The organism is Sphingomonas sp. MJ1 (PH-R8), from assembly GCF_048058635.1.
GTDB lineage: Bacteria > Pseudomonadota > Alphaproteobacteria > Sphingomonadales > Sphingomonadaceae > Sphingomonas.
In genome coordinates, this window is record NZ_JBBEFX010000002.1 from 100,764 (window position 1) to 124,703 (window position 23,940).

A 23,940-nucleotide genomic window follows, 5' to 3' on the forward strand; every position below is an offset into this window, starting at 1 on the left:
GGATCAGGCGGTAGGCTTGCCGACGGGCGCGTCGTCGGTCTTGCGCGTGCGGCGGATTTCCTCGCGCACGTTGTGGCCGAGCGCATCGGCGACCAACGCACCCTGTTCCGCGGTGTGGCGCTTCATGAGGCCGGTCGCAGGCGAGGCGGCAGCGGCACGGCCCGCGTAGCGAGCGCGCGACACGCGGGTGCCCGCCTTTTCCAGCGCTTCCTCGATCAGCGGCTCGACGAAGAACCAGTAGCCGTTGTTCTTCGGCTCTTCCTGAGCCCAGACCACGTCCTGGAGGTTCGGCATGCGCTTCAGGCGCTCGACCAGCGGCTCGCCCGGGAAGGGATAGAGCTGCTCGACGCGCACGATCGCGGTGTTCTTGTCGCCCGCCGCGTCGCGGGCCTCGATCAGGTCGTAGGCGACCTTGCCCGAGCACAGCACCAGGCGCGTGACCTCCGTGTCGGCCGGGGCCGAGGGATCGGAGAGCAGGCGGTGGAACTGGCTGTCGCCCAGGAACTCCTCGGTCGTCGACACGGCCATCTTGTGGCGCAGCAGCGACTTCGGCGTCATGAGGATGAGCGGCTTGCGGAAGTTGCGATGCATCTGGCGACGCAGCAGGTGGAAATAGTTCGCCGGCGAGGTGACGTTGGCGACCTGCATGTTGTCCTGTGCGCACAGCTGCAGGAAGCGCTCGGGGCGCGCGGAGCTGTGCTCCGGACCCTGGCCTTCATAGCCGTGCGGCAGCAGCATCACGAGGCCGTTGGCGCGCAGCCACTTGGCTTCTCCGCTCGCGATGAACTGGTCGATCATGATCTGCGCGCCGTTCACGAAGTCGCCGAACTGCGCCTCCCACAGCACCAGCGTCTTGGGATCGGTCAGCGCATAGCCGTATTCGAAGCCGAGCACGCCATATTCGCTGAGCGGCGAGTCGAGCACCTCGAACCGGCCGTGCTCGACCTGCTGGAGCGGCACGTACTTGTGCTCGTCCTTCTGGTCGACCCAGACGGCGTGGCGCTGCGAGAAGGTGCCGCGGCCCGAGTCCTGGCCCGACAGGCGGACGCCGAAGCCTTCGGAGAGCAGCGAGCCGAACGCCAGCGCTTCCGCCGTCGCCCAGTCGAAGCCCTGGCCGGTCTTGAACATCTGCCGCTTGGCCTCGAGCACGCGGCCGAGCGTCTTGTGGATCTCGATGTCCGCCGGGATCTCGGTGAGCGTGCGGCCGAGCGAGTCGAACAGCTTGGGCTCGATGCCGGTGTCGGCGGTGCGGCGTGCGGTCTCCGGATCGGCCGGCATGTGCAGGCCGGACCAGCGGCCCGCGAACCAGTCGGCGCGGTTCGCCTTGTAGCTCTTGGCGCTCTCGAACTCGCCTTCGAGCAGCGTCGTGAACTCGTGCGTCTTGCCGTCCACGAACGCCTGGTCGACCACGCCTTCCGTGATCAGGCGCTTGGAATAGATTTCCGAGACCGGCGGGTGGGTCTTGATCTTGGCGTACATCAGCGGCTGGGTGAACGAGGGCTCGTCGCCCTCGTTGTGGCCGAAGCGGCGGTAGCACCACATGTCGATCACGACGTCGCGCTTGAACGTCTGGCGGAACTCGATCGCGACCTTGCAGGCGAAGGTCACGGCTTCGGGATCGTCGCCGTTGACGTGCAGGATCGGCGCCTGGACGCCCTTGGCAACGTCCGACGGGTAGGGCGAGGAGCGCGCGAACTGCGGGCTCGTCGTGAAGCCGACCTGGTTGTTGATGACGAAGTGGACGCAGCCGCCGGTGTTGTAGCCGCGGATGCCGGAGAAGCCGAGGCACTCCCAGACGATACCCTGGCCGGCAAAGGCCGCGTCGCCGTGGATCAGCACCGGCAGCACCTGCTCATGATCGGCGAGGTCATTGCGGACCGTCTGGATCGCGCGCGACTTGCCGAGCACGACCGGGTTCACCGCCTCGAGGTGCGAGGGGTTGGCGACCAGCGACATGTGGACGGTGATGTCGTCGAAGCTGCGGTCGGTGGAGGTGCCGAGGTGATACTTCACGTCGCCCGAGCCGCCGACGTCCTCCGGGTTGGCCGAGCCGCCCGAGAATTCGTGGAAGATCACGCGGAACGGCTTTGCCATGACGTTGGCGAGCACGTTCAGGCGGCCGCGGTGGGCCATGCCATAGACGATCTCGCGCACGCCCATCTGGCCGCCGTACTTGATCACCGATTCGAGCGCCGGGATCATCGATTCGCCGCCGTCCAGGCCGAAGCGCTTGGTGCCGACGTACTTGCGGCCCAGGAACTTCTCCCACTGCTCGGCCTCGATGACCTTGGAGAGGATCGCCTTCTTGCCGTCGACCGTGAACTGGATGGCCTTGTCCTTGCCCTCCATGCGGTCCTGGAGGAAGCGGCGCTCCTCCACGTCGGCGATGTGCATGTATTCGAGACCGACGTTGCCGCAATAGTTGGCGCGCAGGATCGTCACCAGCTCGCGGATGGTCGCAGTCTCAAGGCCGAGCGTCCCGCCCAGATAGACCGGACGGTCGATCTCGGCATCGCTGAAGCCATAATATTCGGTGGTGAGATCGGCCGGCAGCTCGCGATGGGGCGAGAGGCCGAGCGGATCGAGATTGGCGGCCAGGTGACCGCGCACGCGATAGGTGCGGATCAGCATCTGCGCGCGGATCGCGTCGCCGGCTGCCTTGGCGATGTCGGCGGTGGAGGCCTGCGCGGGAGCCGCGGCCGGTGCCGGCGCGGGCTTGCCGCCGCCCTTTGCGGGCTTGGGCGCAGGCTCCATCTGGGTCGGGTCGAGCGCTGCGGTGAGCGCGTCGGTTTCGGTCAGCGGCCAGCGCTTGCTCTGCCAGCTGGGGCCGGAGACCGCACCCTCGAGCCCGTCGAACCACTGGCGCCAGCCAGCGTCGACGCTGGCGGGATCCGCCTTGTAGCGGGTGTAGAGCGTCTCCACGAACGCCGGGCTGACGCCGGCTGCGATATCGGAGAAATCCTGGCCTTCGTAGCCCATGGTGCGTCCTGTCCGTCCGTTCGTCCCGAGAAACCGTCGAGGGACGTGCCGCGCGCTCCGGCGTGTCCTTGGCGAACACGCAAGATGGGAACGCGCGGCGGTGTCCTTAACCCTTCAGCACTTCCAGCAGCGTCGAGCCGAGCTCGCTGGGCGAAGCCGCAACCTTGATGCCGGCTTCTTCCATCGCCGCGATCTTGTCCTCGGCGCCGCCCTGGCCGCCCGAGACGATCGCACCGGCGTGGCCCATGCGGCGGCCCGGAGGCGCCGTGCGGCCGGCGATGAAGCCTGCCATCGGCTTCTTGCGGCCGCGCTTCGCCTCGTCCTTGAGGAACTGGGCTGCTTCTTCCTCGGCCGATCCGCCGATCTCGCCAATCATGATGATCGACTCGGTCGCGTCGTCGGCGAGGAACAGCTCGAGCACGTCGATGAAGTTGGTGCCGTTGACCGGATCGCCGCCGATGCCGACGGCCGTGGTCTGGCCAAGGCCTGCGTTCGAGGTCTGGAACACCGCCTCATAGGTGAGGGTGCCCGAGCGCGACACGACGCCGACCGAACCCTTCTTGAAGATCGAGCCCGGCATGATGCCGATCTTGCACTCGCCCGGCGTCAGCACGCCCGGGCAGTTCGGGCCGATCAGGCGCGACTTGGAACCCGACAGTGCGCGCTTCACGCGGACCATGTCGAGCACCGGAATGCCTTCGGTGATGGCGACGATCAGCGGGATCTCCGCGTCGATCGCTTCCAGGATCGAGTCGGCCGCGAAGGGCGGTGGCACGTAGATGACCGAGGCGTCGGCGCCGGTCTTCGACTTGGCTTCGGCAACGGTGTTGTAGACCGGCAGGCCGAGATGCTCGGTGCCGCCCTTGCCCGGCGTCACGCCGCCGACCATCTGGGTGCCGTATTCCAGCGCCGCCTTGGTATGGAAGCTGCCGGTCTCGCCGGTCATCCCCTGGGTGATGACCTTGGTGTTCTTGTTGACGAGGATGCTCATCTAGTCTCTCGCTCCACTTGCACCCCGGCGGAGGCCGGGGCCCAGTTGGGAAAGGTCAGGGGCGGGCGATGTGCTCGAACAGATCATCCCAATCCGGGTTGAGCCCTTCGATCTCCCGCAACTTCCAGTCCCGTTTCCATTCCTTCATCTGCCGCTCGCGAAGCCTCGCAGCGTCGATGTCCTCGCACGCCTGATACCAGACCAAGCGCTTGCACCCATGCTGCCGCGTGAAACCCGCGACGGCGCCGGTGCGATGTTCCCAGATGCGCTTCGCGAGATCGCTGGTGCACCCGATGTAGATCGTGCCGTTCCGGCGGTTCGCCACCATGTAGACGTAACCGGCACGATCCATTTCCAACCGCTCCCAACTGGACCCCGGCCTTCGCCGGGGTACGGCGAAGGCCGGGAGATGGGCAGGATGGACCTTAGTTCAGGCTGGAGTCGATGCCCTTGCACGCGACCAGCAGTTCCTTGACCGCGTCGACCGACACGGTGAGGTTGGCCTGAGCCTCCTCGGAGAGCTTGATCTCGACGATCTTCTCGACGCCGTCCTTGCCGATGACGATCGGCACGCCGACGTAGAGGTTGTCCACGCCATACTGGCCGGTCAGGTTCGCTGCCGCCGGCAGGACGCGCTTCTTGTCGTAGAGATAGCTCTCGGCCATCGCGATCGCGGAAGTTGCGGGCGCGTAGAAGGCGGAGCCGGTCTTCAGGAGGCCGACGATCTCGCCGCCGCCCGAACGGGTGCGCTGGACGATCGCGTCGATGCGCTCCTTGGTCGAGAAGCCCATCTCGATCAGGTCGCTGACCGGGATGCCCGAGACGGTCGAATATTCGAGCACGGGCACCATGGTGTCGCCGTGGCCGCCGAGCACGAAGCTGTTCACGTCCTTGACCGAGACGTTGAACTCCTCGGCGAGGAAGTGGCTGAAGCGCGCGGAGTCGAGCACGCCGGCCATGCCGACGACCTTGTTGTGCGGCAGGCCAGAGAATTCGCGCAGCGCCCACACCATCGCGTCGAGCGGGTTGGTGATGCAGATGACGAATGCGTCGGGGGCGTTGGCAGCAATGCCCTCGCCCACGGCCTCCATGACCTTGAGGTTGATGCCCAGAAGGTCATCGCGGCTCATGCCCGGCTTGCGAGCGACGCCGGCGGTGACGATGATCACGTCCGCGCCTGCGATGTCGGCATAGTCGTTGGAGCCGGTGATCTTGGCGTCGAAACCCTCGACCGGGCCGCACTGGCTGAGGTCGAGCGCCTTGCCCTGGGGAACGCCCTCGACCACGTCGAACAGGACGATGTCGCCAAGGTTCTTGAGCGCTGCGAGGTGGGCGAGCGTGCCGCCAATGTTACCGGCGCCGATGAGCGCGATCTTCTTGCGGGCCATGAATCCTCCCGTGTGGATGCCGCGGTTCATTGGGAACCGCAATCGGGCGGGCATTACTCCCTTTGGAGAGCCCGAACAACCCGGGAAACCCACTATCTTTGCAGCTGCGAAGCAATTGCAATAAGGATCAGGCGCCGCGGAAAACCGAAGCTTGCAGCGGGATGAACAACGCGCTTGGCGGCAAACGGTTGCCCCGTCCACGGCACCGCTGGCCGGGCTGGGGAGGCGGTTGAACGCCCCCGCTCGGGTCAGGCGCCGTCCGCCGCCGCCTCGCCATGGCCGGCGGCGAGATAGTCTTCCGATCGCATTTCGTTGAGGCGGGAAACGGTGCGCTCGAACTCGAACGCGCCGTCGCCCTGCTCGTAGAGGTGCTCGGGAAGCGCGTCGGCGGCGGCGAGCAGCTTCACCTTGTGCTCGTAGAGCGCGTCGATGAGGGTGACGAAGCGGGCGGCTTCGTTGCGGTTCTCCGGCCCCAGGCGCGGGATGCCGACCAGGATGACGGTGTGATAGTGGCGCGCAATGGCGAGATAGTCGGGCGCGCCGCGGGCCTCGCGGCACAGCCGCTTGAAGCTGAACACGGCGACGCCCTTCAGCGACTTGGGAACGTGGAGGGTGCGGCCGCCGTGCACGGCGAGCTCTTCGCTCGGCACATGGTCGCGATCCTCGACCGGATAATCGGTGAGGCGGAAGAAGGCCGCGGAGAGCTTGGCGGTCGCCTCCGGCCCGTTCGGGACGAGCCAGGTGTCCATCACGCCCAGGCGGTCGCGGCGATAGTCGACGGGGCCGTTGAGCGGCATCACGTCGAGCCGCTCCTTCAACAGCGCGATGAAGGGCAGGAAGCTCTCTCGCTGGAGGCCGTTCTTGTAGAGATCGTCGGGCGGACGGTTGGAGGTCGCGACCACGGTCAGGCCGTGCGTCATCATCTCGCTGAACAGGCGCGAGAGCACCATTGCGTCGGCGGTGTTGTTGATGACCATCTCGTCGAACGCGAGCAGGCGCAGGCCCTCCGCCATCGCGGCGGCGACGGGCGGCACGGGGTTGCCCGCCTCGCGCTTGCGCTCGACGTTCAGGCGGTCGTGCACTTCCAGCATGAACTCGTGGAAGTGGACGCGGCGCTTTTCGGGAATCGCGACGCAGTGGAACAGCAGGTCCATCAGCATCGACTTGCCGCGGCCGACGCCGCCCCAGAGGTAGACGCCGCGTGGGCTGGGTGCGTGACGGCCGGTGAGGCGCGCGAGCAGCCCGCGGGACGGCGGTGCCTCGAGCTCGGTGGCGAGGCGATCCAGGCGGACGGCGGCGGCGCGCTGGTCGGGATCGGCGCGCAGTTCGCCGGCGGCGATCAGCGAGTCGTAGCGGGCGAGAACCTGGGCCAAGCGGGACACTCCCGCACCGCCGGTTCGCGCAGTCGGCAACGGTGCGTCGGGCGCCGTAGACGGGCGCTAGGTGTCGCGACTGCGACCGACAAAAAGGAAAGGGGCCGCCCGCAGGCAGCCCCGGAGGATCAGAGCGTGCGCTCGAGTTCCAGCTTCTTCACTTCGGCGATCGCCTTGGCCGGGTTCAGGCCCTTGGGGCAGACGTTCGCGCAGTTCATGATCGTGTGGCAGCGATAGAGGCGGAAGGGATCTTCCAGCTCGTCGAGTCGCTCGCCGGTCATCTCGTCGCGGCTGTCGGCGAGCCACCGATAGGCCTGGAGCAGGATCGCCGGGCCCAGGAACTTGTCGCTGTTCCACCAGTAGCTGGGGCACGACGTCGAGCAGCAGGCGCACAAGATGCACTCGTAGAGGCCATCGAGCTTCGCGCGGTCCTCCGGCGACTGCAGCCGCTCCTTGCCCGAGGGGGCCGGGGTGACCGTCTGCAGCCACGGCTTGATCGAGCTGTACTGCGCGTAGAAATGGGTGAAGTCCGGAACCAGGTCCTTGATCACGTCCATGTGGGGGAGCGGCGTGATGCGCACCTCACCCTTGATGTCCTCGATCGCGGTCGTGCAGGCGAGGCCGTTGCGGCCGTCGATGTTCATCGCGCACGAGCCGCAGATGCCCTCGCGGCACGACCGGCGGAAGGTGAGCGACGGGTCCTGCTCGCTCTTCATCTTGATGAGCGCGTCGAGCACCATCGGGCCGCATTCGTCGAGGTCGATCTCGAACTTGTCGTAGCGCGGGTTCTCGCCCGTGTCGGGGTCGTAGCGGTAGACCTTGAACTTCTTGACCCGGCCGGCGTCCGCAGCCGCCTTGTGCTCGCGGGACTTGCCGGTGATCTTGCTGTTCTTGGGCAGGGAAAATTCGGCCATTGCGCGGATTCCGTCAGCTCTGGATGCGGTGGGGCGACGCAGGCCCCGGGGCGATTTGGGCTTCCGATACATGACCCCCGCCGCTGTCGCAAACGGCAAGCGCGCTTTTCTGGGGTCAAGGAGGATTGGGGTGAGGGGGAACCGCGCACAAGCTGGTACCCTGGCGGCCGGAGCCCAGTTGCGGTGAACTCCCGGTCGGGTGCCTGCCTCAAGCCGCTACCCAACTGGGCCCCGGCCTTCGCCGGGGTACGGGCCTGCGTGAGAGGTCCGCGCCTCAGATCACGTCGAGCACCAGGCGGCGGCGCTTGGCTTCCTCCGCCTCGATGTACCAGTTGGAGGGGGCCTTTTCGACCAGCTCCTCGAACGGCACGTCGGAGCCGGCGACGAGATCGCGGAAGCCCTCTTCCTCGATGCGGATCGAATGCTCGATCTCGTGGAGCTTGGCCTTGAGCGTGTAGCTGAGCGTCTTGAGCGGCCCCGAGAGCTCGACGGAGCTGGACATGAGTCGCTCGTGCAGCATCAGGCGCGTGCCCTTGGTCAGGAAGCGTGTCTCGACCGGGAAGGCGGCCATGAAGGTGGCGCCGGCGGAGTAGACCGCGACCTTGCCGAGGAAGAGGATCTCGCGGCCGGAATATTCGCGCAGCAGGCGTACGTCGTCGCCCATGGCGCGCGCGACCTCCGGATCGCCACCCAGGGTGGAGATCGAGATCACCAGCGAACCTTCGGCAGGGGCGTTGGCCATCTGCTGCCGGAAGTTGGCGTACATGGAATGGTCCACCGGCCCGGCAAGATGGACATGGGGCGCGGCGAGGAGCGGGTACTGGGTGGCGTCGGTCATGGCGCGCTAACCGAGGCGCTGTCCGATGGTTCCGAAGACGCGCGAGTCGCGCCCAAAGAAAAAGGGGCAGACGTTGCCGTCCGCCCCTTTGTCGGGTTCGTCGTTTCGACGGGATCAGTACACGCGCTTCTTGGGCTTGATGTAGTCGATCTCGTCGGTGAGCGTGTAGTCGTGCACCGGACGCGTATCGAGGCTGGTCGAGCCGCCCTTGCCGCCCCAGCCATCGAAGGTCGCGATGGTGTGCTTCATCCAGTTGGCGTCGTCGCGCTCCGGGAAGTCCTCGTGCATGTGCGCGCCGCGGCTTTCCTTGCGGTTGATCGCGCCGCGGATCGTCACCAACGCCTGGCCGATCAGGTTGTCGAGCTCCATGGTCTCGACCAGATCGGTGTTCCAGATCAGCGAGCGATCGGTGATGCCGATGTCCTGCATGCCCGCATAGATGCCCTCCATCTTGGTGACACCCTCGGCCATCAGCTCGTCGGTGCGGAACACGGCGCAGTGGCGCTGCATCGTCTTCTGCATGTCGAGGCGCAGCTGCGCGGTGGGCGTGCCGCCCTTGGCATTGCGGAAGTGGTCGAGGCGGCCGAGCGCCATTTCCTCCGAGCCCTTGGGCAGCGGGTTGTGCGCGGTGCCGGGCTTGATCGTCTCCTTGATGCGCAGGCCGGTCGCGCGGCCGAACACCACGAGGTCGATCAGCGAGTTGGAGCCGAGGCGGTTGGCGCCGTGCACCGACACGCAGGCCGCTTCGCCCACCGCGAACAGGCCGGGGACGACCGCATCCGGGTTGCCGTCGCGCTTGTGCACGACTTCGCCGTGGAAGTTCGTCGGGATGCCGCCCATGTTGTAGTGGACGGTCGGGACGACCGGCAGCGGCTGGCGCGTGAGGTCGACGCCGGCAAAGATCTTGCCGGTTTCGGTAATGCCCGGAAGCCGCTCGGCCAGCACCTTGGGATCGATGTGGTCGAGGTGCAGGAAGATGTGGTCGCCTTCCTTGCCGACGCCGCGGCCCTCGCGGATCTCCATCGCCATCGAGCGCGACACGACGTCGCGCGACGCCAGGTCCTTGGCCGACGGGGCATAGCGCTCCATGAAGCGCTCACCCTCGGAGTTGGTGAGGTAGCCGCCTTCGCCGCGCGCACCCTCGGTGATGAGGACGCCGGCACCGTAGATGCCGGTCGGGTGGAACTGCACGAACTCCATGTCCTGGAGCGGCAGCCCTGCGCGCAGCACCATGCCGCCGCCGTCGCCGGTGCAGGTATGGGCCGAGGTCGCTGAGAAATAGCAGCGGCCGTAGCCGCCGGTCGCGAGCACCGTCGCATGGCTGCGGAAGCGGTGGATCGAGCCGTCTTCCATGCACAGCGCGATCACGCCGCGGCACTGACCGTTCTCCATGATCAGGTCGAGCGCGAAATACTCGATGAAGAAGTCGGCGTCGTACTTCAGGCTCTGCTGGTAGAGCGCGTGCAGCATCGCGTGGCCGGTGCGGTCCGCCGCGGCGCAGGTGCGCTGCGCGGGCGGGCCTTCGCCCATGTTCTGCATCATGCCGCCGAACGGGCGCTGGTAGATCTTGCCTTCCTGCGTGCGGCTGAACGGCACGCCGGCGTGCTCCAGCTCGTACACGGCGGCAGGCGCCTCACGGCAGAGATATTCGATCGCGTCCTGGTCGCCGAGCCAGTCGGAACCCTTGACGGTGTCGTACATGTGCCAGGTCCAGTGGTCCGGACCCATGTTGCCGAGCGAGGCGGCGATGCCGCCCTGCGCCGCGACCGTGTGGCTGCGGGTCGGGAACACCTTGGTGATGCAGGCGGTCTTCAGGCCCGACTCGGCGATGCCCATGGTGGCGCGCAGGCCGGAGCCGCCGGCGCCGACCACCACCGCGTCATAGGTGTGGTCGATGATCTTGTAGGCTTCAGACATCAGGCGGGCGTCCCCGTGAAAGCGATGCGCAGGATCGAGAAGATGGCGAGGCCGGCCCCGAGCGCAGTGAGCAGGTTGAGCACGACGAGCAGAACGACTCGCGTCTCGTCATGCTGATAGTCCTCGATCACGACCTGGAGGCCGAGTCGCGCATGATAGAAGAGGGTGGCGATCAGCAGCGCCATCGGCAGCGCCGCCCAGCCCGAGCTCAGCCATTTCGTGAGGCTGGCGACGTCGTAGGACGGCAGCATCGCGATCGAGAAGAGGAACCACAGGAGCAGCAGCAGGTTCGACCCTGCCGTCAGCCGCTGGTGCCACCAGTGATGGGTGCCCTGCTTGGCGGATCCCAGGCCGCGGACGCGACCGATGCTCGTACCGTTACCCATCAGTGCTTCCCCACCAGCAGCCAGGCCCAGAAGGCGATCGTCGCGAGCGGCGAGAAGACCATGGTGGCCATTGCCGTCATCTTGCCCTTGCGCAGCTCATAGCCGGCGCCGATGTCGAGCACGAGGTGGCGGACGCCGCTCGCCATGTGCTGGAACACGGTGAGGGTCAGGCCGATGCCGACCACATAGCCGATCACGTTCAGCCCGCCGCCCGACACCGTGAAGACGTCGACAAAGGTGGCATAGCTGTCTTCGCCGCCGGCGATCGCCGCCAGCCACCAGACCAGCAGGCCGAGGCCCACGGAATTGGCGACGCCGGTGGCGCGGTGCAGAATCGAGACCAGCATGTGCGGGCCCCAGCGCCAGATGCCGAGGTGTGGCGACAGCGGGCGCGCATATGGTTTGGAAGCCAAGTCAGTTCCTTTCGCGAACCGCGCCTATCTACCCGGGGGGCGGTGTGATGCAAGACGCAAGAGCCCGGGTATGCCGACGTAAACGGCCCGACGGCGAATATCGTGGTGCGCCAATTCTGTACGGCAAGTTGCGCCGGCGCCAAAGCGCCGATGTGGATCGGCGAACGCGCGGCTCTGGCGTGGTGGCCGGCCAGCCTCTATCGCCGGGGCATGACGCACATCCTCCTTACCGGCAGCTCGCGCGGCATCGGCGCCGCGATCGCGGGGGCGCTCGATGCGCCGGGCCTGCGCGTGATCGGCCATGGCACCGCGAGCGGCATCCCGGCCGACTTCTCCGAACCTGCCGCGCCCGCGCGCCTGTGGGAGCAGGCGCTCGAGGCTCTCGATGGGCGCATCGACGTGCTGGTCAACAACGCCGGCGTGTTCGAGGCGACGCCGCTCGACCTGCCGCACGACGACTGGGTTGCCGGCTGGGAGCGGACGATGCGCATCAACCTGACGGCGGCGGCGGAGCTCTGCCGGCTGGCGGTGCGTCACTGGCAGGCGCGCGGCACCGGCGGTCGCATCGTCAACGTCGCCAGCCGCGCCGCCTATCGCGGCGACAGCCCGGCGCACTGGCATTATGCCGCCGCCAAGGCGGGCATGGTGGCGATGACCAAGACCATCGCGCGCGGCTATGCGGCGCAAGGCATCCTGGCGTTCGCGATCTGCCCCGGCTTCACCATGACCGGCATGGCCGACGACTATCTGGAGAGCCGCGGCGGCGACACGCTGCTGGCCGACATTCCGCTGGGCCGAGTCGCCATGCCGGAAGAGGTGGCGACCGCCGCGCGATTCCTGGCGCTGGAGGCCCCGCCGTCGATGACGGGCGCGGTGCTCGACATCAACGGCGCGAGCTACGTGCGTTGAATATGTTCGGCACCAGTCCGCTCCCCCACCCGGTCACCCGACGCCAGTATCCTATGGGTGGCCGGGTGGGGGAGCGGGCTGGTGCCGCCATGGTCCGGCACCGCCGGACCGCCAAGAAGGACTCCCATGCCTAGCTGGAAACTGACCCTGCCGTGCACCCGCGCCGAGGCCGAGGCGATCGACGCCGCCGAGGACCTGGGGCTCGACTCCGCGCCCGTGCTGATGACCACCGAGGACGTCGAGGACGACGCCGAGCGCTGGCACCTCGACGCTTATTTCGAGGTCGAGCCCAACAATGCGGCGGTTGCGGCTGTGCAGGCGCTGGTGCCGAGCGCGCGGGGCCGTGCGCCCGCGATCGAGCAGCTGGACGACGAGGACTGGGTGACGATGAGCCAGGCCGGGCTGGAGCCGCTTCACGTTGGTCGCTTCTATGTCCACACCGCCGCCCAGGACGCGCCGCCGCCGGAGGGCGCCCGCGTGTTCCGGATCGAGGCGGGGCGTGCGTTCGGAACCGGGCATCACGAGACCACCAGCGGGTGCCTGGCGATGCTCGACGGGTTGGCAGGCGAGCGCTTCACCGACGTGATCGACATCGGCACGGGCACGGGCCTGCTCGCCTTTGCCGCGCGCGAGCTCTGGCCCGAGGCGCGGGTGCTGGCGACCGACATCGATCCCGTCGCGGTCGACGTCACGCGCGAGAATGCCGAGGTGAATGGGGTGCCCGGCATCGACCTGGTGGTCGCCGACGGGGCGCTCGCCGATGCGATCACCGACCGCGCCCCCTATGACCTGCTGATCGCCAACATCCTGGCGGGGCCGCTGGTGTCGATGGCGCCGGAGGTGGCGGCGATCGCCGCGCCGCACGCGACGGTGGTGCTGGCGGGGCTGCTCGGCCGGCAGGCGAGCGAGGTGATCGGCGCGTACACGGCGTGCGGCTGCACGCTGGAGACGCGCGACGATCGCGGTGACTGGACGATCCTGCGGCTGCGCGCGGGCGCGGAACGCTATGTCCCGACCGCGCCGATCGATCCGGCCGGGCGCGACGGCTGGGCGCTGGACATCTGACCGCCAGCCCGCCCCTGCTCGGCCGCACCGGGCGCGGCCTGCTGCTCCTGCTGGCATGGCTGGGCGCGCTGGTGGTCGGCTATGGCGTGGCGGGGCTGGTCGGCGGCGCCTTTGCGCTCAACCGCGGCTGGGTGCCGCCCGAGGCAGGCGTGCGCGTCTGGGTGGAGGACAATGGCATCCACACCAGCATCATCGTGCCGGTAGCGGCGGAGGGGGTGGACTGGCGGGATCTGGTACGGCCGCAGGACCTGCGCGACCCGCGCTTTGCCGGGCACAGCCACCTGTCGATTGGCTGGGGGGATCGCGCCTTCTATATCGGCACGCCGACCTGGGGCGAGCTGAGCCCGAAGACGGTGCTGCGCGCGGCAGTCGGCAGCGAGGACACGGTGCTCCATGTCGGCCATCTCGCAGAGCCCGTGGAGGAGGCGAGCGTCCGGTCCGTGCTGCTGCGGCCCGAGGAGTATCGCCGGCTGGCCGGCTTCATTCGCGGAAGCTTTGCAGTGGGCCCGGACGGGCGCGCCGGAAGCGTGCCGGGCTATGGGCGGTCGGACGCCTTTTACGCGGCGCACGGCCGCTACAACGCGATCCGCACCTGCAACAGCTGGACCGGTGAGGCGCTGCGCCATGCGGGCGTGCGCATGGGGGCGTGGACGCCGTTTTCGGCAACGGTGATGCCGTGGCTGCGGTGAGGCCGCCGCTGGGGCCGCCGCCGCTTCGCCACACGCTGGTCGAATGGCCGCGCGCCGCCTGGGGTGTGGCGCAGCTGGCGATCGAATGGCGAGCGCTGGTGACCGGTAGCGCCGGCGATGGTCGGCCCGTGATGGTTTTGCCCGGGCTGTTCAATTCCGATCGATCGAACCTGATGATGGTCCGTCATCTGACGGCGCTCGGCTACCGGGCGAGCGGCTGGGGGCTGGAGCGCAACCTGGGTCGCCGGACCATCGGTGCGGAGGGCGAGCGGCTGTTCGCGCGGGTGGACGAACTGGCCGAAGGGGCAGGTGCGCCCGTCACGCTGATCGGCGTCAGCCTGGGCGGGATCATGGCGCGGCTGGCCGCGCACCGCATGCCGGGCCGAGTGCGGGAGGTGATCACCGTTTCCTCCCCCTATGCGGGGCCCGCGCGTGCGACGCGGGTGTGGCGTGCCTATCAGCGGATCACCGGCGACCGGATCGATGCGGCGGAGACGCTGGCGCTGGCGGAACTGGTGCGAAGTCCGCTGCCGGTGCCCGCCACCGCGATCTGGAGCCGGAGCGATGGGCTGGTGAACGGGCTCGCGTGCCGGAGCGACGACTGCCGCGCGATCGAGATCCGCAGCAGCCACCTGGGCGTTCAGTTGCGGCCCGACGTGCTCCGGGCGATCGCCAGCATCCTGGCGGAGGGTGCCGATCAGTAGGGCTGGTCGCGCTGGATGCGCTCGGCGTCTTCGCGGGCGCGCTTTTCCTCCTCGCGGGCGCGCTTCTCTTCCTTGCGGCGCTGGCGTTCTTCCTCGGCCTGCTGCTTGCGCAGCTTGCGGCCGGCGTTGCGATCGGCCTCGTCCTGGCTGGTGGTGGTCCAGTCGACCACCTGAGAACCGACGCGCACCGGTGCGGTGGCGACGTCCCAAGCAGTCTTGGCGACGCAGCCGCCGGCCAGCAGCGGCACCATGGCCAGGGGAACGATCAGGCGCGGGGACAAACGCATGGGAACAGCTCCTCGTGGGGCCGCGGCGCGGCGAGACGACCCTAGCAGCATAACGCCCGGGCGGCAGGGGCGATGCGGCGGTTGGATCAGGCGGCCGCGCGTGCCTTTGCGACTGCCGCGGAAAGCCCTTCATAGCCGACCGCGCCGCTCAGCATCTGGTCGCCGACCACCCAGGTGGGGGTGCCGGTGACGCCGAGTTGTCCTGCCTGCTGCAGGTTGCGCGCGATCTCCTGCGCGATGGTCGGCGAGGCGATGGCGGCACGCGCGCGTGCGACGTCGAGCCCGGCCTTGGCCGCGGCGCGCGCGATCGCATCCTCGCCGAGATCCTGCTCGGCATAGAGCGCGGCGTGGAAGGGGCGGAACTTGCCCTGTTCGGCAGCGGCGAGCGCCCATTCGGCGGCGGTGCGGCTGCCGGGGCTCAGGATCGGCAGCTCGCGGTAGACGATGCGGACCTTGGGATCGTCGGCGAGCAGCTTGTCGATGGCCGGCAGGCTCGCGCGGCAATAGCCGCAGGCATAGTCCATATAGGCGACCAGCGTGACGTCGCCCTGGGGATTGCCCGCCCAGGCGCCGGCGAACGGCGTCTCGATGCCGCTGCGGTTGGCGGCGACGGCCTTGCCCACCTCGCGCTCCTGGAGCTTCTGCATCGCTTCCGGCAGGATCTCGGGGTGCGAGAGCACATAGTCGCGGACGATCGCCTCGGTGCGAGCGCGGCCGCTGCCGGGAAGGAGCGGCTGCAGCAGCGCGAAGGCGGCGGCACCCAGGAGCGCGGCAAGCAGCAGCGCGCCGAAGGCGAGAAGAGGATTACGCGGCATCGGGGTCCTTATTGCGCGGAAAGGCGCCGGCGGTTGTGCTTGCGCTCGTCGAGTTCGTTTTGCGCGATCATCTGGATGTCCTGCGCGCGGAGCCGCTCGGAGCTTCCCTCGGGCAGGCCGGCGACGGCGGCGCGGGCGCTGGCAAGCGCTATCTGCGGCTCCCCGATCAGGCTCGCCCGCTCCGCCATGGCAAGCGCCACGCGCGGCTGATCGCCCTTGCGCTCGTAGATGGTGGCAAGCTGGGTCCAGGCGAACGGGTTTTCGCGATCCCGGCCGACTGCCTGGCGCAGCACCTTCTCGGCCTCGGCCAGGTGGGCGGGATCCTCGGTCGCGATCAGTGCGTGCCCGAAGGTGGCGGCGATCAGCGGTTGCGCATTGGTGCGCTGGGTGGCTTCGCGCAGCGGCGCGAGCGCGTCTGCGGGACGGCCGGACTCCAGGAGGATCTGCCCCTGGAGTTCCAGGAAGTAGGGGTCGTGCGGCTTGGCCTTGACCAGGGCGGCGGTCTCCTGCTGCGCCTGATCGGGATAGCCCGTCAGGTGATAGGCATAGGCGCGGGCGTAATGGGCCGGGATGCTGTTGTCGCTGGCGGGGTAGCGGCGCAGCGTTTCCTTGGGATCGTTGACGTAGCCGCGCAGCTTCGCCTGGACGCGCAGGAAGCGTTCCTGGAGCGCGGGATCGGTCGGCTTGCCCCAGGCGGGCTGCGCCTGAAGATCTGCGGTGAGCGCGCTGATGCGCTCGCCGCTCAAGGGATGGGTGCGGTTGTAGCTGTTCTCCTGCGGGATCGCGAGGCGGTACTCCATGTTCTGGAGCTTCTTGAAGAAGGACAGCATGCCCGCGCCATTAACCCCGGCGGCGCCGAGATAGCGGGCGCCGGCGGCGTCGGCAGAGGTTTCCTGCGTGCGGCTGAAGGCGAGATAATTGCCGAGTGCTGCCTGCTGGCCGGCGGCGAGGATGCCGGCTCCAGCCGAGCCCGCGCCCGCGGCCACGGCGGCGACGCCGAGCAGCAGGCTGAGGATCGAAATGCTGGTGGCGGGGCCGGCCCCGCGGCCGGCGAGCGCGACATGGCCGCCGACGATGTGGCCGACCTCGTGCGCGACGACGCCCTGCACTTCGTTGATGTTGTCGGCTTCGTCGATGAGGCCGGAGTGCAGATAGACTGCCTGGCCGCCCGCCACGAAGGCGTTGACGCTTGGATCGTTGAGCAGAACGACGGTGAAGTTCTTCGGGTCGAGCCCGGCGGCGACGGCGATCGGCCGCGCCATGTCGGCGAGCAGCGACTCGGTTTCCGCATCGCGCAGGATCGACTGGGCGGCGGCCGGCTGCGCGCAGACGAGGAGCGCGGTGGCGAGGCCTGCGAGGATGCGCTTCATGGCAGTCCTTATCGGCAATGCCGGCGCTAGGTTCAATGCCGGCAACGCGCTGCTGGCGATGTGCGGCTGAACCGATGGTGAAGCGAGCCCCTCCCGCCGTGGCGGGCGGGAGGGGCCGCATGGCTTATGCGCCGAAGGTGCGCTGCCACCAGCCGCGGCGCGGCGTGGCGCCCTCGGTCGCTTCGGACGAAGCGTCGGCCTGGGCGGCGTCGGCGTCGGTCTCCGCCGGTGCGGCTTCCGGCTGCGCGGCAGGCTCGGGGGCGGCCTCGGTTGCAGGCGCTGCTGCTTCGGCCTCGGCTGCGGGCTCTGCCTTGCGGCGACGGGTGCGCTTGGGCTTGGCCGGTGCTTCCTCGACCGGAGCCGGGGTCGCTGCCTCGACCGGTGCCGGGGCCTCAGCCTCGGCGGCAGGCTCCGCTGCCTTGCGGCGGCGGGTGCGCTTGGGCTTGGGCGCTTCCTCGGCGGCGGGAGCCTCGGCCTCGGGAGCGGGAGCCTCGACTGCCGGGGCGGGAGCCGCCTCGACCGCTGCCGCCTCGGCAGGGCGTGCCGACGGACGGCGACGCGTGCGCTTGGGCTTGGCAGGTGCCTCTTCCGCAACCGGTGTCGGAGCCTCGGCGACTGGCTCGGCGGGGGCTTCGGCCGGAGCCGGTTCCGCCGCGGCCTCTACCGGCGCTTCCTCGGCAGGCGCGCCGGTCTCGACCGGAGCCTCGTCCTGCGCGGTCTCGGTTTCGCCAGCCGCTGCCGGTGCGTCGCTGCGGCGACCGCCACGACGGCCACGGCGACGACGGCGACGGCCTTCGCCACCGGCTTCGCTTTCGCTCGCAGGGGTTGCCTCGGCTTCGTCGAGTGCCTCGACCTCGACCTCGGTTTCCTCGTCGGTGTCCGCGACCTCGGCACCGGCGTCCTCGGCCTCGCCGCTGTCGCCTTCCTCGCGGTTGCGACCGCGGCGACCGCGACGGCGACGGCGGCGCTTGCGGCCTTCGCCTTCGTCCTCGTCGCGGCGACGCTGCGGCTGTTCCTCGCGGGCCTCGGTCGCCTCCTCGGCTTCGTCCAGCTCCTCCTCGTCCTCGATCTCGTCGAGGAACTCGTCCTCGGGCAGCTCGAGCAGGGGCGCGATCTTGGGCGGATAGGCCGGGGGCGGGCCGGCGGCCTCGACCGTCATGCGCGCGCCCTCGAGCGTGCCGTCCGCCGCGACCTCGACGCTTACGCCGTAGCGATCCTCGATCTCGGCGATGTCGGCGCGCTTCTTGTTGAGGACGTAGAAAGCGGCTTCCTGGCTGCAGCGCAGCAGCAGTTCGGAGCCGCGGCCGCGGGCGGCCTCGTCCTCGATCATGCGCAGCGCCGAAAGGCCGGCGGACGACGCGGTGCGGACCAGGCCCGAACCCTCGCAGTGCGGGCAGGTGCGGGTGGAGGCTTCCAGCACGCCGGTGCGCAGGCGCTGGCGGCTCATTTCCATGAGGCCGAAGGCGGAGATGCGGCCGACCTGGATGCGCGCGCGGTCGTTCTTGAGCGCTTCCTTCATCGCCTTCTCGACCTTCCGGACGTTGGACCCATGGTCCATGTCGATGAAGTCGATGACGACGAGTCCGGCCATGTCGCGCAGGCGCAGCTGGCGGGCGATTTCCTGCGCCGCTTCCAGGTTGGTCGCGGTCGCGGTCTGCTCGATGTTGTGCTCGCGCGTCGAGCGGCCGGAGTTGATGTCGATCGAGACGAGCGCCTCGGTCGGGTTGATGACCAGGTAGCCGCCCGACTTCAGCTGGACGACCGGGTTGTACATGGCCGCCAGCTGGTCCTCGACGCCTGCGCGCTGGAACAGCGGCACGGCGTCGGCGTACTGCTTCACCTTGCGCGCATGGCTCGGCATCAGCAGCTTCATGAACTCGCGGGCCTGACGATAGCCGTCCTCGCCCTCGACGATCACTTCCTCGATGTCGCGGTTGTAGATGTCGCGGATCGCGCGCTTCAGCAGGTCGCTGTCGCCATAGACCAGTGCGGGTGCGGTCGAGTGCAGCGTCTGTTCGCGGATGCCGTCCCACACGCGGGCGAGATAGTCGAAGTCGCGCTTGATCTCGGTCTTGGTGCGCTGAAGCCCGGCGGTGCGGACGATGCAGCCCATGCTGGGCGGCAGCTGCAGTTCGGACATGATCGACTTCAACCGCTTGCGGTCGGACGACGAGCTGATCTTGCGGCTGATGCCACCGCCGTGCGCAGTGTTGGGCATGAGCACGCAGTAGCGGCCGGCGAGCGACAGATAGGTGGTCAGCGCCGCGCCTTTGTTGCCGCGCTCTTCCTTGACGACCTGGACCAGCAGCACCTGGCGGCGGCGGATCACGTCCTGGATCTTGTAGCGGCGGCGCAGGTTCATGCGGCGCTGGCGCAGCGCGTCCACGGCGGCATCGTCGCCACCGCCGCGACGCTTGCGCTTGCGGCTGGAGGGCGCAGGCGCGCCTTCCTCGTCGCCGGCGTCTTCGCCCGCGTCCTCGTCGTGCTCGTCCTCGTCGTGCTCCAGCACGTCGACGTCGCCGTCCGCGTCCAGCGCGATCGCGTCTTCGTCGTCGTAGCCTTCCTCGTCCTCGTCCTCGTCGTCCTCACGGGCGCGCAGGGCGGCTTCCTCGGCGGCGTGCTCGGCCTCCTCGCGCAGCAGCGCCTCGCGATCCTCCTTGGGGATCTGGTAATAGTCCGGGTGGATTTCGGAGAAGGCCAGGAAGCCGTGGCGATTGCCGCCGTACTCGACGAACGCGGCCTGGAGCGACGGCTCCACGCGCGTCACCTTGGCGAGATAGATATTGCCCTTGAGCTGCTTGCGCTCAGCGGATTCGAAGTCGAACTCCTCGATCCGGTTCCCTTTGACGACAGCCACGCGGGTTTCCTCCCGGTGGCGTGCGTCGATCAGCATACGCGTGGTCATTGAAAAGTCTCCGGGCGCGGCGGGCGGCCTGGGGCCGGCGCGGCGCGCCATGGGCGGCGCTGCCGGGCGGATCGGGATCCGCGGCGGCGCTGCATGGGTCGATGAATGCCTCTGCCGCACGGGCATGGCCGGACCGGTGGTCCGGGCCAAACGTCACCGACCAGCGTCCGCCTGTCGCGGTGCTGCTGGAACGGGACGGAACATGCCTCATGCGAGCGTCAACCTGGTTTCCCCGCTGGTCGGCGCAGATGCGGCGGGCGGGTGTGGGAGCGCCGGCCGTCCAGCGGACGACAAACGGCGTGTCCGATGCGTAGCATTGCCGTTGCGATGCGGCAACAGCGCGCTACGGCACCTGACGGCCGCACGTGGCTTGCATCGGCAGACAGGCTTAGGAAGACTTTAACCCGATGCTTTCACCATCGCTCGGGCAAGGGGGTGTGCCCCCGGCAAGACTGCACGCGGACAACGAGTAGGCTTATGATTTCACGCTGGGCCGGGTTCGGACCCACCCTTCGCACCGCCGGGCTCTGCGCCGCCGCGCTCGCGCTGCTGGCGTCGCCACTGGCCGCAACCGCAGCGCCGCCGCCGGGAGGCGATGCGGCCCGGGCGCGGATGACCGTGCCGGCCGCCCGCAAGGCCGGGCGCCTGCCGCGCATCGAGGGCGTGGCGGGGCGGCCGCTGGTGGTGATCGATGCGGGCCATGGCGGCCATGATCCCGGCGCGCTGGCGTCCTGGGACGGGGGCCTGCGCGAAAAGGACCTGACGCTGAAGCTCGCGCGCGAAATGCGCGACCGGCTGCTGGCGTCCGGCCGGGTGCGCGTGGCGCTGACCCGCGACCGCGACGAGTTCCTGATCCTGCAGGAGCGATTCGGCATCGCCCGCCGGCTGGGCGCCGACCTCTTCATTTCGGTGCATTGCGACAGCGCGGAGAACCAGGGCGCATCGGGCGCGTCGATCTACACGCTGTCCGAAGTCGCCTCCGATCGCGAGGCGGCCCGCCTGGCCGCGCGCGAGAACAAGGCGGACATCCTGGCGGGCGTCGACCTGGCCGATGCCTCGGCCGACATTTCGTCGATCCTGATCGACCTCACTCAGCGCGAGACCATGAACGCCTCGGCCGGTTTCGCTCGCCTTCTCGGCCGCGAGGCCAAGCCGCTGGTGCCGCTGAAGCCCAATTATCACCGCATGGCATCGCTGATGGTGCTGAAGGCGCCGGACATGCCGTCGATCCTGTTCGAGACGGGATACATCTCCAACGAAGACGACGCCAAGCGGCTGAATTCGGACTCGGGCAGGCGCGCCCTTGCCGAGAGCGTGCGCCGTGCGGTGGAGGTGCATTTCGCGCGCCGGCTGGCCGCGCGCTGACGTCCGGGCGGGACGGGTCGACCGGCGCCGGGCGGCCAAGCTGCTGGCACGGCGGTCCAAACCTGCTACATCGCGCGGCCGATGAGTGCCGCTTTCGATCCCGCGACCGCCCGCCCAGAACCCGCGCCCGAGGGTCGGCGCGCCCGTTTCCGCCGCATCCGGCGCCGCTGGTGGTTCCGCCTGCTCGCCTGGGCCGCGCTGCTCGCGGGCCTGGCGATGGTGGTGATCTGGTTCTTCCTGATCCGCACCCTGCCGTCGGTGGAGGCGCTGCGCAGCTATGAGCCGCCGCTGCCCACCAACGTGCGTGGCATCGAGGGAACGCCGATTCACAGCTATGCCCGCGAGCGCCGGGTCGAGCTTTCCTATGCCGAATATCCGCCGCTGCTGGTGAAGGCGTTCCTGGCTGCCGAGGACCGCACCTTCTTCGAGCATCACGGCGTCGACTATCCCGGCATCGCCAGCGCGATGCTGACCAACCTGCGCAACGACGGCCGCCCGATCGGCGCCTCGACCATCACCCAGCAGGTGGCCAAGAACCTGCTGTTGAGCAACGAGGTGAGCTACGTCCGCAAGGCGAAGGAGGCGTTTCTCGCCTATCGCATCGAGGACGTGCTGACCAAGCAGCAGATCCTGGAGCTGTACCTCAACCAGATCGCGCTCGGCCGGAACGCGTTCGGCGTCGAGGCGGCGAGCCACGCCTATTTCGACAAGGACCTGGAGCAGCTGTCGCTGGCGCAGATGGCGTATCTGGCGATCCTGCCGAAGGGACCGTCCAACTACACGCCCGAGCGCGGGTACGATCGCGCCATCGCCCGGCGCAACTGGGTGCTGGGCGAGATGCTCCGCAACGGCTTCATCACCCAAGGGCAGCATGACGGTGCCGTCGCCCAGCCGCTCGGCACGACGCCTCGCCAGACGCCGCGGTTCGAGCGCGTCGGCGGCTATTTCATCGAGGAAGTGCGCCGCCAGCTGCTCGGTCGCTTCGGCGAGAACGACAAGGACGGGCCGCACAGCGTCTATGCGGGCGGCCTGTGGGTGCGCACCTCGCTCGACCCGCGGCTGCAGGGCTTTGCGCAGGACGCGCTGCGGCGCGGGCTGATCCGCTACGAATCGGGCCGCGGCTGGTCCGGCCCGGTGCGGCAGGTGGAGATCGACGGCGACCGCTGGCAGCAGGCGCTGCTCAACACCAACATCGGGCTGGACTATAGCGACTGGCGCGCCGGCATCGTGGTGTCGCGCGACAGCGGTTCGGCGGTGATCGGCTTTGCCGACGGCAGCACGGGCACGCTGCCGCGCTCGGCCGCGCAGATGCCGGTGCGGGGCAAGGGCGGCGCTGCCTTTGGCGCGCTCAAGGCCGGCGACATCATCGCCGTGGCGCCCGAGGGCGGCCATTTCGCGCTCCGCTCGGTTCCGCGTGTTTCGGGCGGCATGGTGGTCGAGGAGCCGCGTACCGGGCGCATCCTCGCGATGCAGGGCGGGTTCGATTCGCGGCTGCAGGCGTTCAACCGCGCCACCCAGGCCAAGCGCCAGCCGGGATCGACCATCAAGCCGATCGTCTATTCGGCCGCGCTGGAAAAGGGCATGACTCCGGCGACCATCATCGCCGACGCGCCCTATTGCGTGGACCAGGGCGGGCGACTGGGCACCAAGTGCTTCCGCAATTTCTCCGGATCCTATGCCGGGCCGCACACCATGCGCTGGGGCATCGAGCAGTCGCGTAACCTGATGACGGTCCGCGCGGCGGCGGCGACGGGCATGAAGAACGTCACGGACCTGATCCAGCGGCTGGGGGTGAGCGAGGGGCGCTATCCGTCCTATCTCTCCTATGCGCTGGGCGCGGGCGAGACGACGGTCGCGCGGATGGTCAACGCCTATTCGATCCTGGTGAACCATGGCCGCGCGCTGAAGCCGAGCGTCATCGACTTCGTGCAGGACCGCCACGGCAAGGTGATCTGGCCGCAGGACTGGCGCGCGTGCGACCGCTGCAACGCGCGCGACTGGGACGGCAAGGCGATGCCGCGGCCGGTGATCCGTTCGCGCCAGCTGCTCGACCCGCTGACCGCCTACCAGATGGTCCACATCACCGAGGGTGTCGTCCAGCGCGGCACCGCCGTCACGCTGCGTGACCTCGACCGGCCGATGATGGGCAAGACCGGCACCAACAACGGGCCGACCGACGTGTGGTTCGTGGGCGGCACGCCGCAGATGATCGGCGGCCTCTACATCGGCTATGACACCCCGCGGAACCTGGGCGGCTATGCCCAGGGCGGGACGCTGGCGGCGCCGATCTTCAAAGCGTTTGCGGTCAAGGCGTTCGAGGGGATGGAGAAGCTGCCGTTCACCGCGCCCGCCGGCATCCGCATGGTGCGGGTGGACCGCGGGAGCGGCAAGCCGGTGTACGGCGCCTGGCCGACGACCGATCCCAAGGCATCGGTGATCTGGGAAGCGTTCAAGCCCGAGAGCGAGCCGCGCCGTCGCGCCCGTCGTTCGCGCGAGGGCGAAGGGGCGGCACCGGTCCAGAAGGCAGCGCCCCGCGCGCAGGCGGCGCCGCAGGACAGCGATTTCTTGCAAAGGGAGGGCGGCATTTACTAGGGGCGGGGATGACCATCCTGCCCGAGCCGGCAGTTCCTTT

General features: G+C 68.9%; 20 protein-coding genes. 6 read left to right on the top strand and 14 right to left on the bottom strand.

Annotated elements, in window-relative coordinates:
* Positions 1 to 3: 3 nt before the first annotated feature.
* The 10 genes from VPH46_RS02140 to sdhC all read right to left on the bottom strand — a co-directional run bounded on the left by VPH46_RS02140 (position 4) and on the right by sdhC (position 11,199).
* Complete coding sequence (locus VPH46_RS02140) at positions 4 to 2,979, bottom strand: 2-oxoglutarate dehydrogenase E1 component (protein ID WP_416608490.1); 2,976 nt, start codon at positions 2,977 to 2,979, stop codon at positions 4 to 6.
* Between the two features lie 106 nt (positions 2,980 to 3,085).
* Complete coding sequence (gene sucD / locus VPH46_RS02145; protein ID WP_317892677.1) at positions 3,086 to 3,970, bottom strand: succinate--CoA ligase subunit alpha; 885 nt, start codon at positions 3,968 to 3,970, stop codon at positions 3,086 to 3,088.
* A gap of 55 nt (positions 3,971 to 4,025) precedes the next feature.
* Positions 4,026 to 4,322, bottom strand: a complete 297-nt coding sequence (locus VPH46_RS02150) for a GIY-YIG nuclease family protein (protein ID WP_229363435.1) — start codon at positions 4,320 to 4,322, stop codon at positions 4,026 to 4,028.
* Positions 4,323 to 4,395: 73 nt separating this feature from the next.
* A complete protein-coding gene (gene mdh / locus VPH46_RS02155) occupies positions 4,396 to 5,358 on the bottom strand; it encodes a malate dehydrogenase (protein ID WP_416608493.1) in 963 nt (320 codons plus the stop codon).
* Between the two features lie 248 nt (positions 5,359 to 5,606).
* Entirely contained in the window at positions 5,607 to 6,731 is a 1,125-nt protein-coding gene (gene zapE, locus VPH46_RS02160) for a cell division protein ZapE (RefSeq protein WP_416608495.1), read from the bottom strand.
* A gap of 128 nt (positions 6,732 to 6,859) precedes the next feature.
* The gene (locus tag VPH46_RS02165) at positions 6,860 to 7,645 is read right to left on the bottom strand and encodes a succinate dehydrogenase iron-sulfur subunit (RefSeq protein WP_125961780.1); all 786 of its coding nucleotides are present in this window, start codon (positions 7,643 to 7,645) and stop codon (positions 6,860 to 6,862) included.
* 274 nt (positions 7,646 to 7,919) lie between these two features.
* Entirely contained in the window at positions 7,920 to 8,483 is a 564-nt protein-coding gene (locus VPH46_RS02170; RefSeq protein WP_239436023.1) for an ATP-dependent Clp protease proteolytic subunit, read from the bottom strand.
* Between the two features lie 114 nt (positions 8,484 to 8,597).
* Positions 8,598 to 10,400, bottom strand: coding sequence for a succinate dehydrogenase flavoprotein subunit (sdhA, locus tag VPH46_RS02175; RefSeq protein ID WP_239436022.1), 1,803 nt, complete (start codon positions 10,398 to 10,400; stop codon positions 8,598 to 8,600).
* Positions 10,400 to 10,786, bottom strand: a complete 387-nt coding sequence (gene sdhD, locus VPH46_RS02180; RefSeq protein ID WP_239436021.1) for a succinate dehydrogenase, hydrophobic membrane anchor protein — start codon at positions 10,784 to 10,786, stop codon at positions 10,400 to 10,402. Before sdhD ends, sdhA begins: the two co-directional genes overlap by 1 nt.
* Positions 10,786 to 11,199 carry a succinate dehydrogenase, cytochrome b556 subunit gene (gene sdhC / locus VPH46_RS02185; protein ID WP_125961772.1) on the bottom strand — a complete coding sequence of 138 codons (414 nt, stop codon included), beginning with the start codon at positions 11,197 to 11,199 and terminating at the stop codon, positions 10,786 to 10,788. Before sdhC ends, sdhD begins: the two co-directional genes overlap by 1 nt.
* 210 nt (positions 11,200 to 11,409) lie before the next feature.
* Between sdhC and VPH46_RS02190 the strand changes: the two genes are divergently transcribed.
* The 4 genes from VPH46_RS02190 (at position 11,410) to VPH46_RS02205 (ending at position 14,566) form a co-directional block, all read left to right on the top strand.
* Entirely contained in the window at positions 11,410 to 12,108 is a 699-nt protein-coding gene (locus VPH46_RS02190; protein ID WP_416608500.1) for an SDR family NAD(P)-dependent oxidoreductase, read from the top strand.
* Between the two features lie 126 nt (positions 12,109 to 12,234).
* Positions 12,235 to 13,173, top strand: coding sequence for a 50S ribosomal protein L11 methyltransferase (locus VPH46_RS02195; RefSeq protein ID WP_416608502.1), 939 nt, complete (start codon positions 12,235 to 12,237; stop codon positions 13,171 to 13,173).
* Between the two features lie 71 nt (positions 13,174 to 13,244).
* Positions 13,245 to 13,862: a TIGR02117 family protein gene (locus VPH46_RS02200; RefSeq protein WP_416608504.1), complete on the top strand. Its 618-nt coding sequence runs from the start codon at positions 13,245 to 13,247 to the stop codon at positions 13,860 to 13,862.
* Positions 13,850 to 14,566, top strand: a complete 717-nt coding sequence (locus VPH46_RS02205; RefSeq protein WP_416608506.1) for an esterase/lipase family protein — start codon at positions 13,850 to 13,852, stop codon at positions 14,564 to 14,566. Before VPH46_RS02200 ends, VPH46_RS02205 begins: the two co-directional genes overlap by 13 nt.
* Here VPH46_RS02205 and VPH46_RS02210 read toward each other — a convergent pair.
* The 4 genes from VPH46_RS02210 to VPH46_RS02225 all read right to left on the bottom strand — a co-directional run bounded on the left by VPH46_RS02210 (position 14,560) and on the right by VPH46_RS02225 (position 19,943).
* On the bottom strand, positions 14,560 to 14,853 hold the full coding sequence (locus VPH46_RS02210; protein WP_416608508.1) for a hypothetical protein: 294 nt from the start codon (positions 14,851 to 14,853) through the stop codon (positions 14,560 to 14,562). The two genes, VPH46_RS02205 and VPH46_RS02210, sit on opposite strands and share 7 nt — an antisense overlap.
* An 86-nt stretch (positions 14,854 to 14,939) precedes the next feature.
* Positions 14,940 to 15,668 carry a DsbA family protein gene (locus tag VPH46_RS02215; RefSeq protein ID WP_416608510.1) on the bottom strand — a complete coding sequence of 243 codons (729 nt, stop codon included), beginning with the start codon at positions 15,666 to 15,668 and terminating at the stop codon, positions 14,940 to 14,942.
* Between the two features lie 8 nt (positions 15,669 to 15,676).
* A complete protein-coding gene (locus VPH46_RS02220) occupies positions 15,677 to 17,038 on the bottom strand; it encodes a M48 family metalloprotease (RefSeq protein WP_416608512.1) in 1,362 nt (453 codons plus the stop codon).
* A 124-nt stretch (positions 17,039 to 17,162) separates the two neighbouring features.
* Positions 17,163 to 19,943 carry an Rne/Rng family ribonuclease gene (locus VPH46_RS02225; protein WP_416608514.1) on the bottom strand — a complete coding sequence of 927 codons (2,781 nt, stop codon included), beginning with the start codon at positions 19,941 to 19,943 and terminating at the stop codon, positions 17,163 to 17,165.
* A gap of 477 nt (positions 19,944 to 20,420) precedes the next feature.
* Here VPH46_RS02225 and VPH46_RS02230 point away from each other — a divergent pair, with 477 nt between their 5' ends.
* Together VPH46_RS02230 and VPH46_RS02235 are read left to right on the top strand one after the other, a co-directional pair.
* Complete coding sequence (locus tag VPH46_RS02230; protein WP_416608516.1) at positions 20,421 to 21,308, top strand: N-acetylmuramoyl-L-alanine amidase family protein; 888 nt, start codon at positions 20,421 to 20,423, stop codon at positions 21,306 to 21,308.
* A gap of 81 nt (positions 21,309 to 21,389) precedes the next feature.
* On the top strand, positions 21,390 to 23,900 hold the full coding sequence (locus VPH46_RS02235) for a penicillin-binding protein 1A (RefSeq protein ID WP_416608518.1): 2,511 nt from the start codon (positions 21,390 to 21,392) through the stop codon (positions 23,898 to 23,900).
* Positions 23,901 to 23,940: the final 40 nt, after the last annotated feature.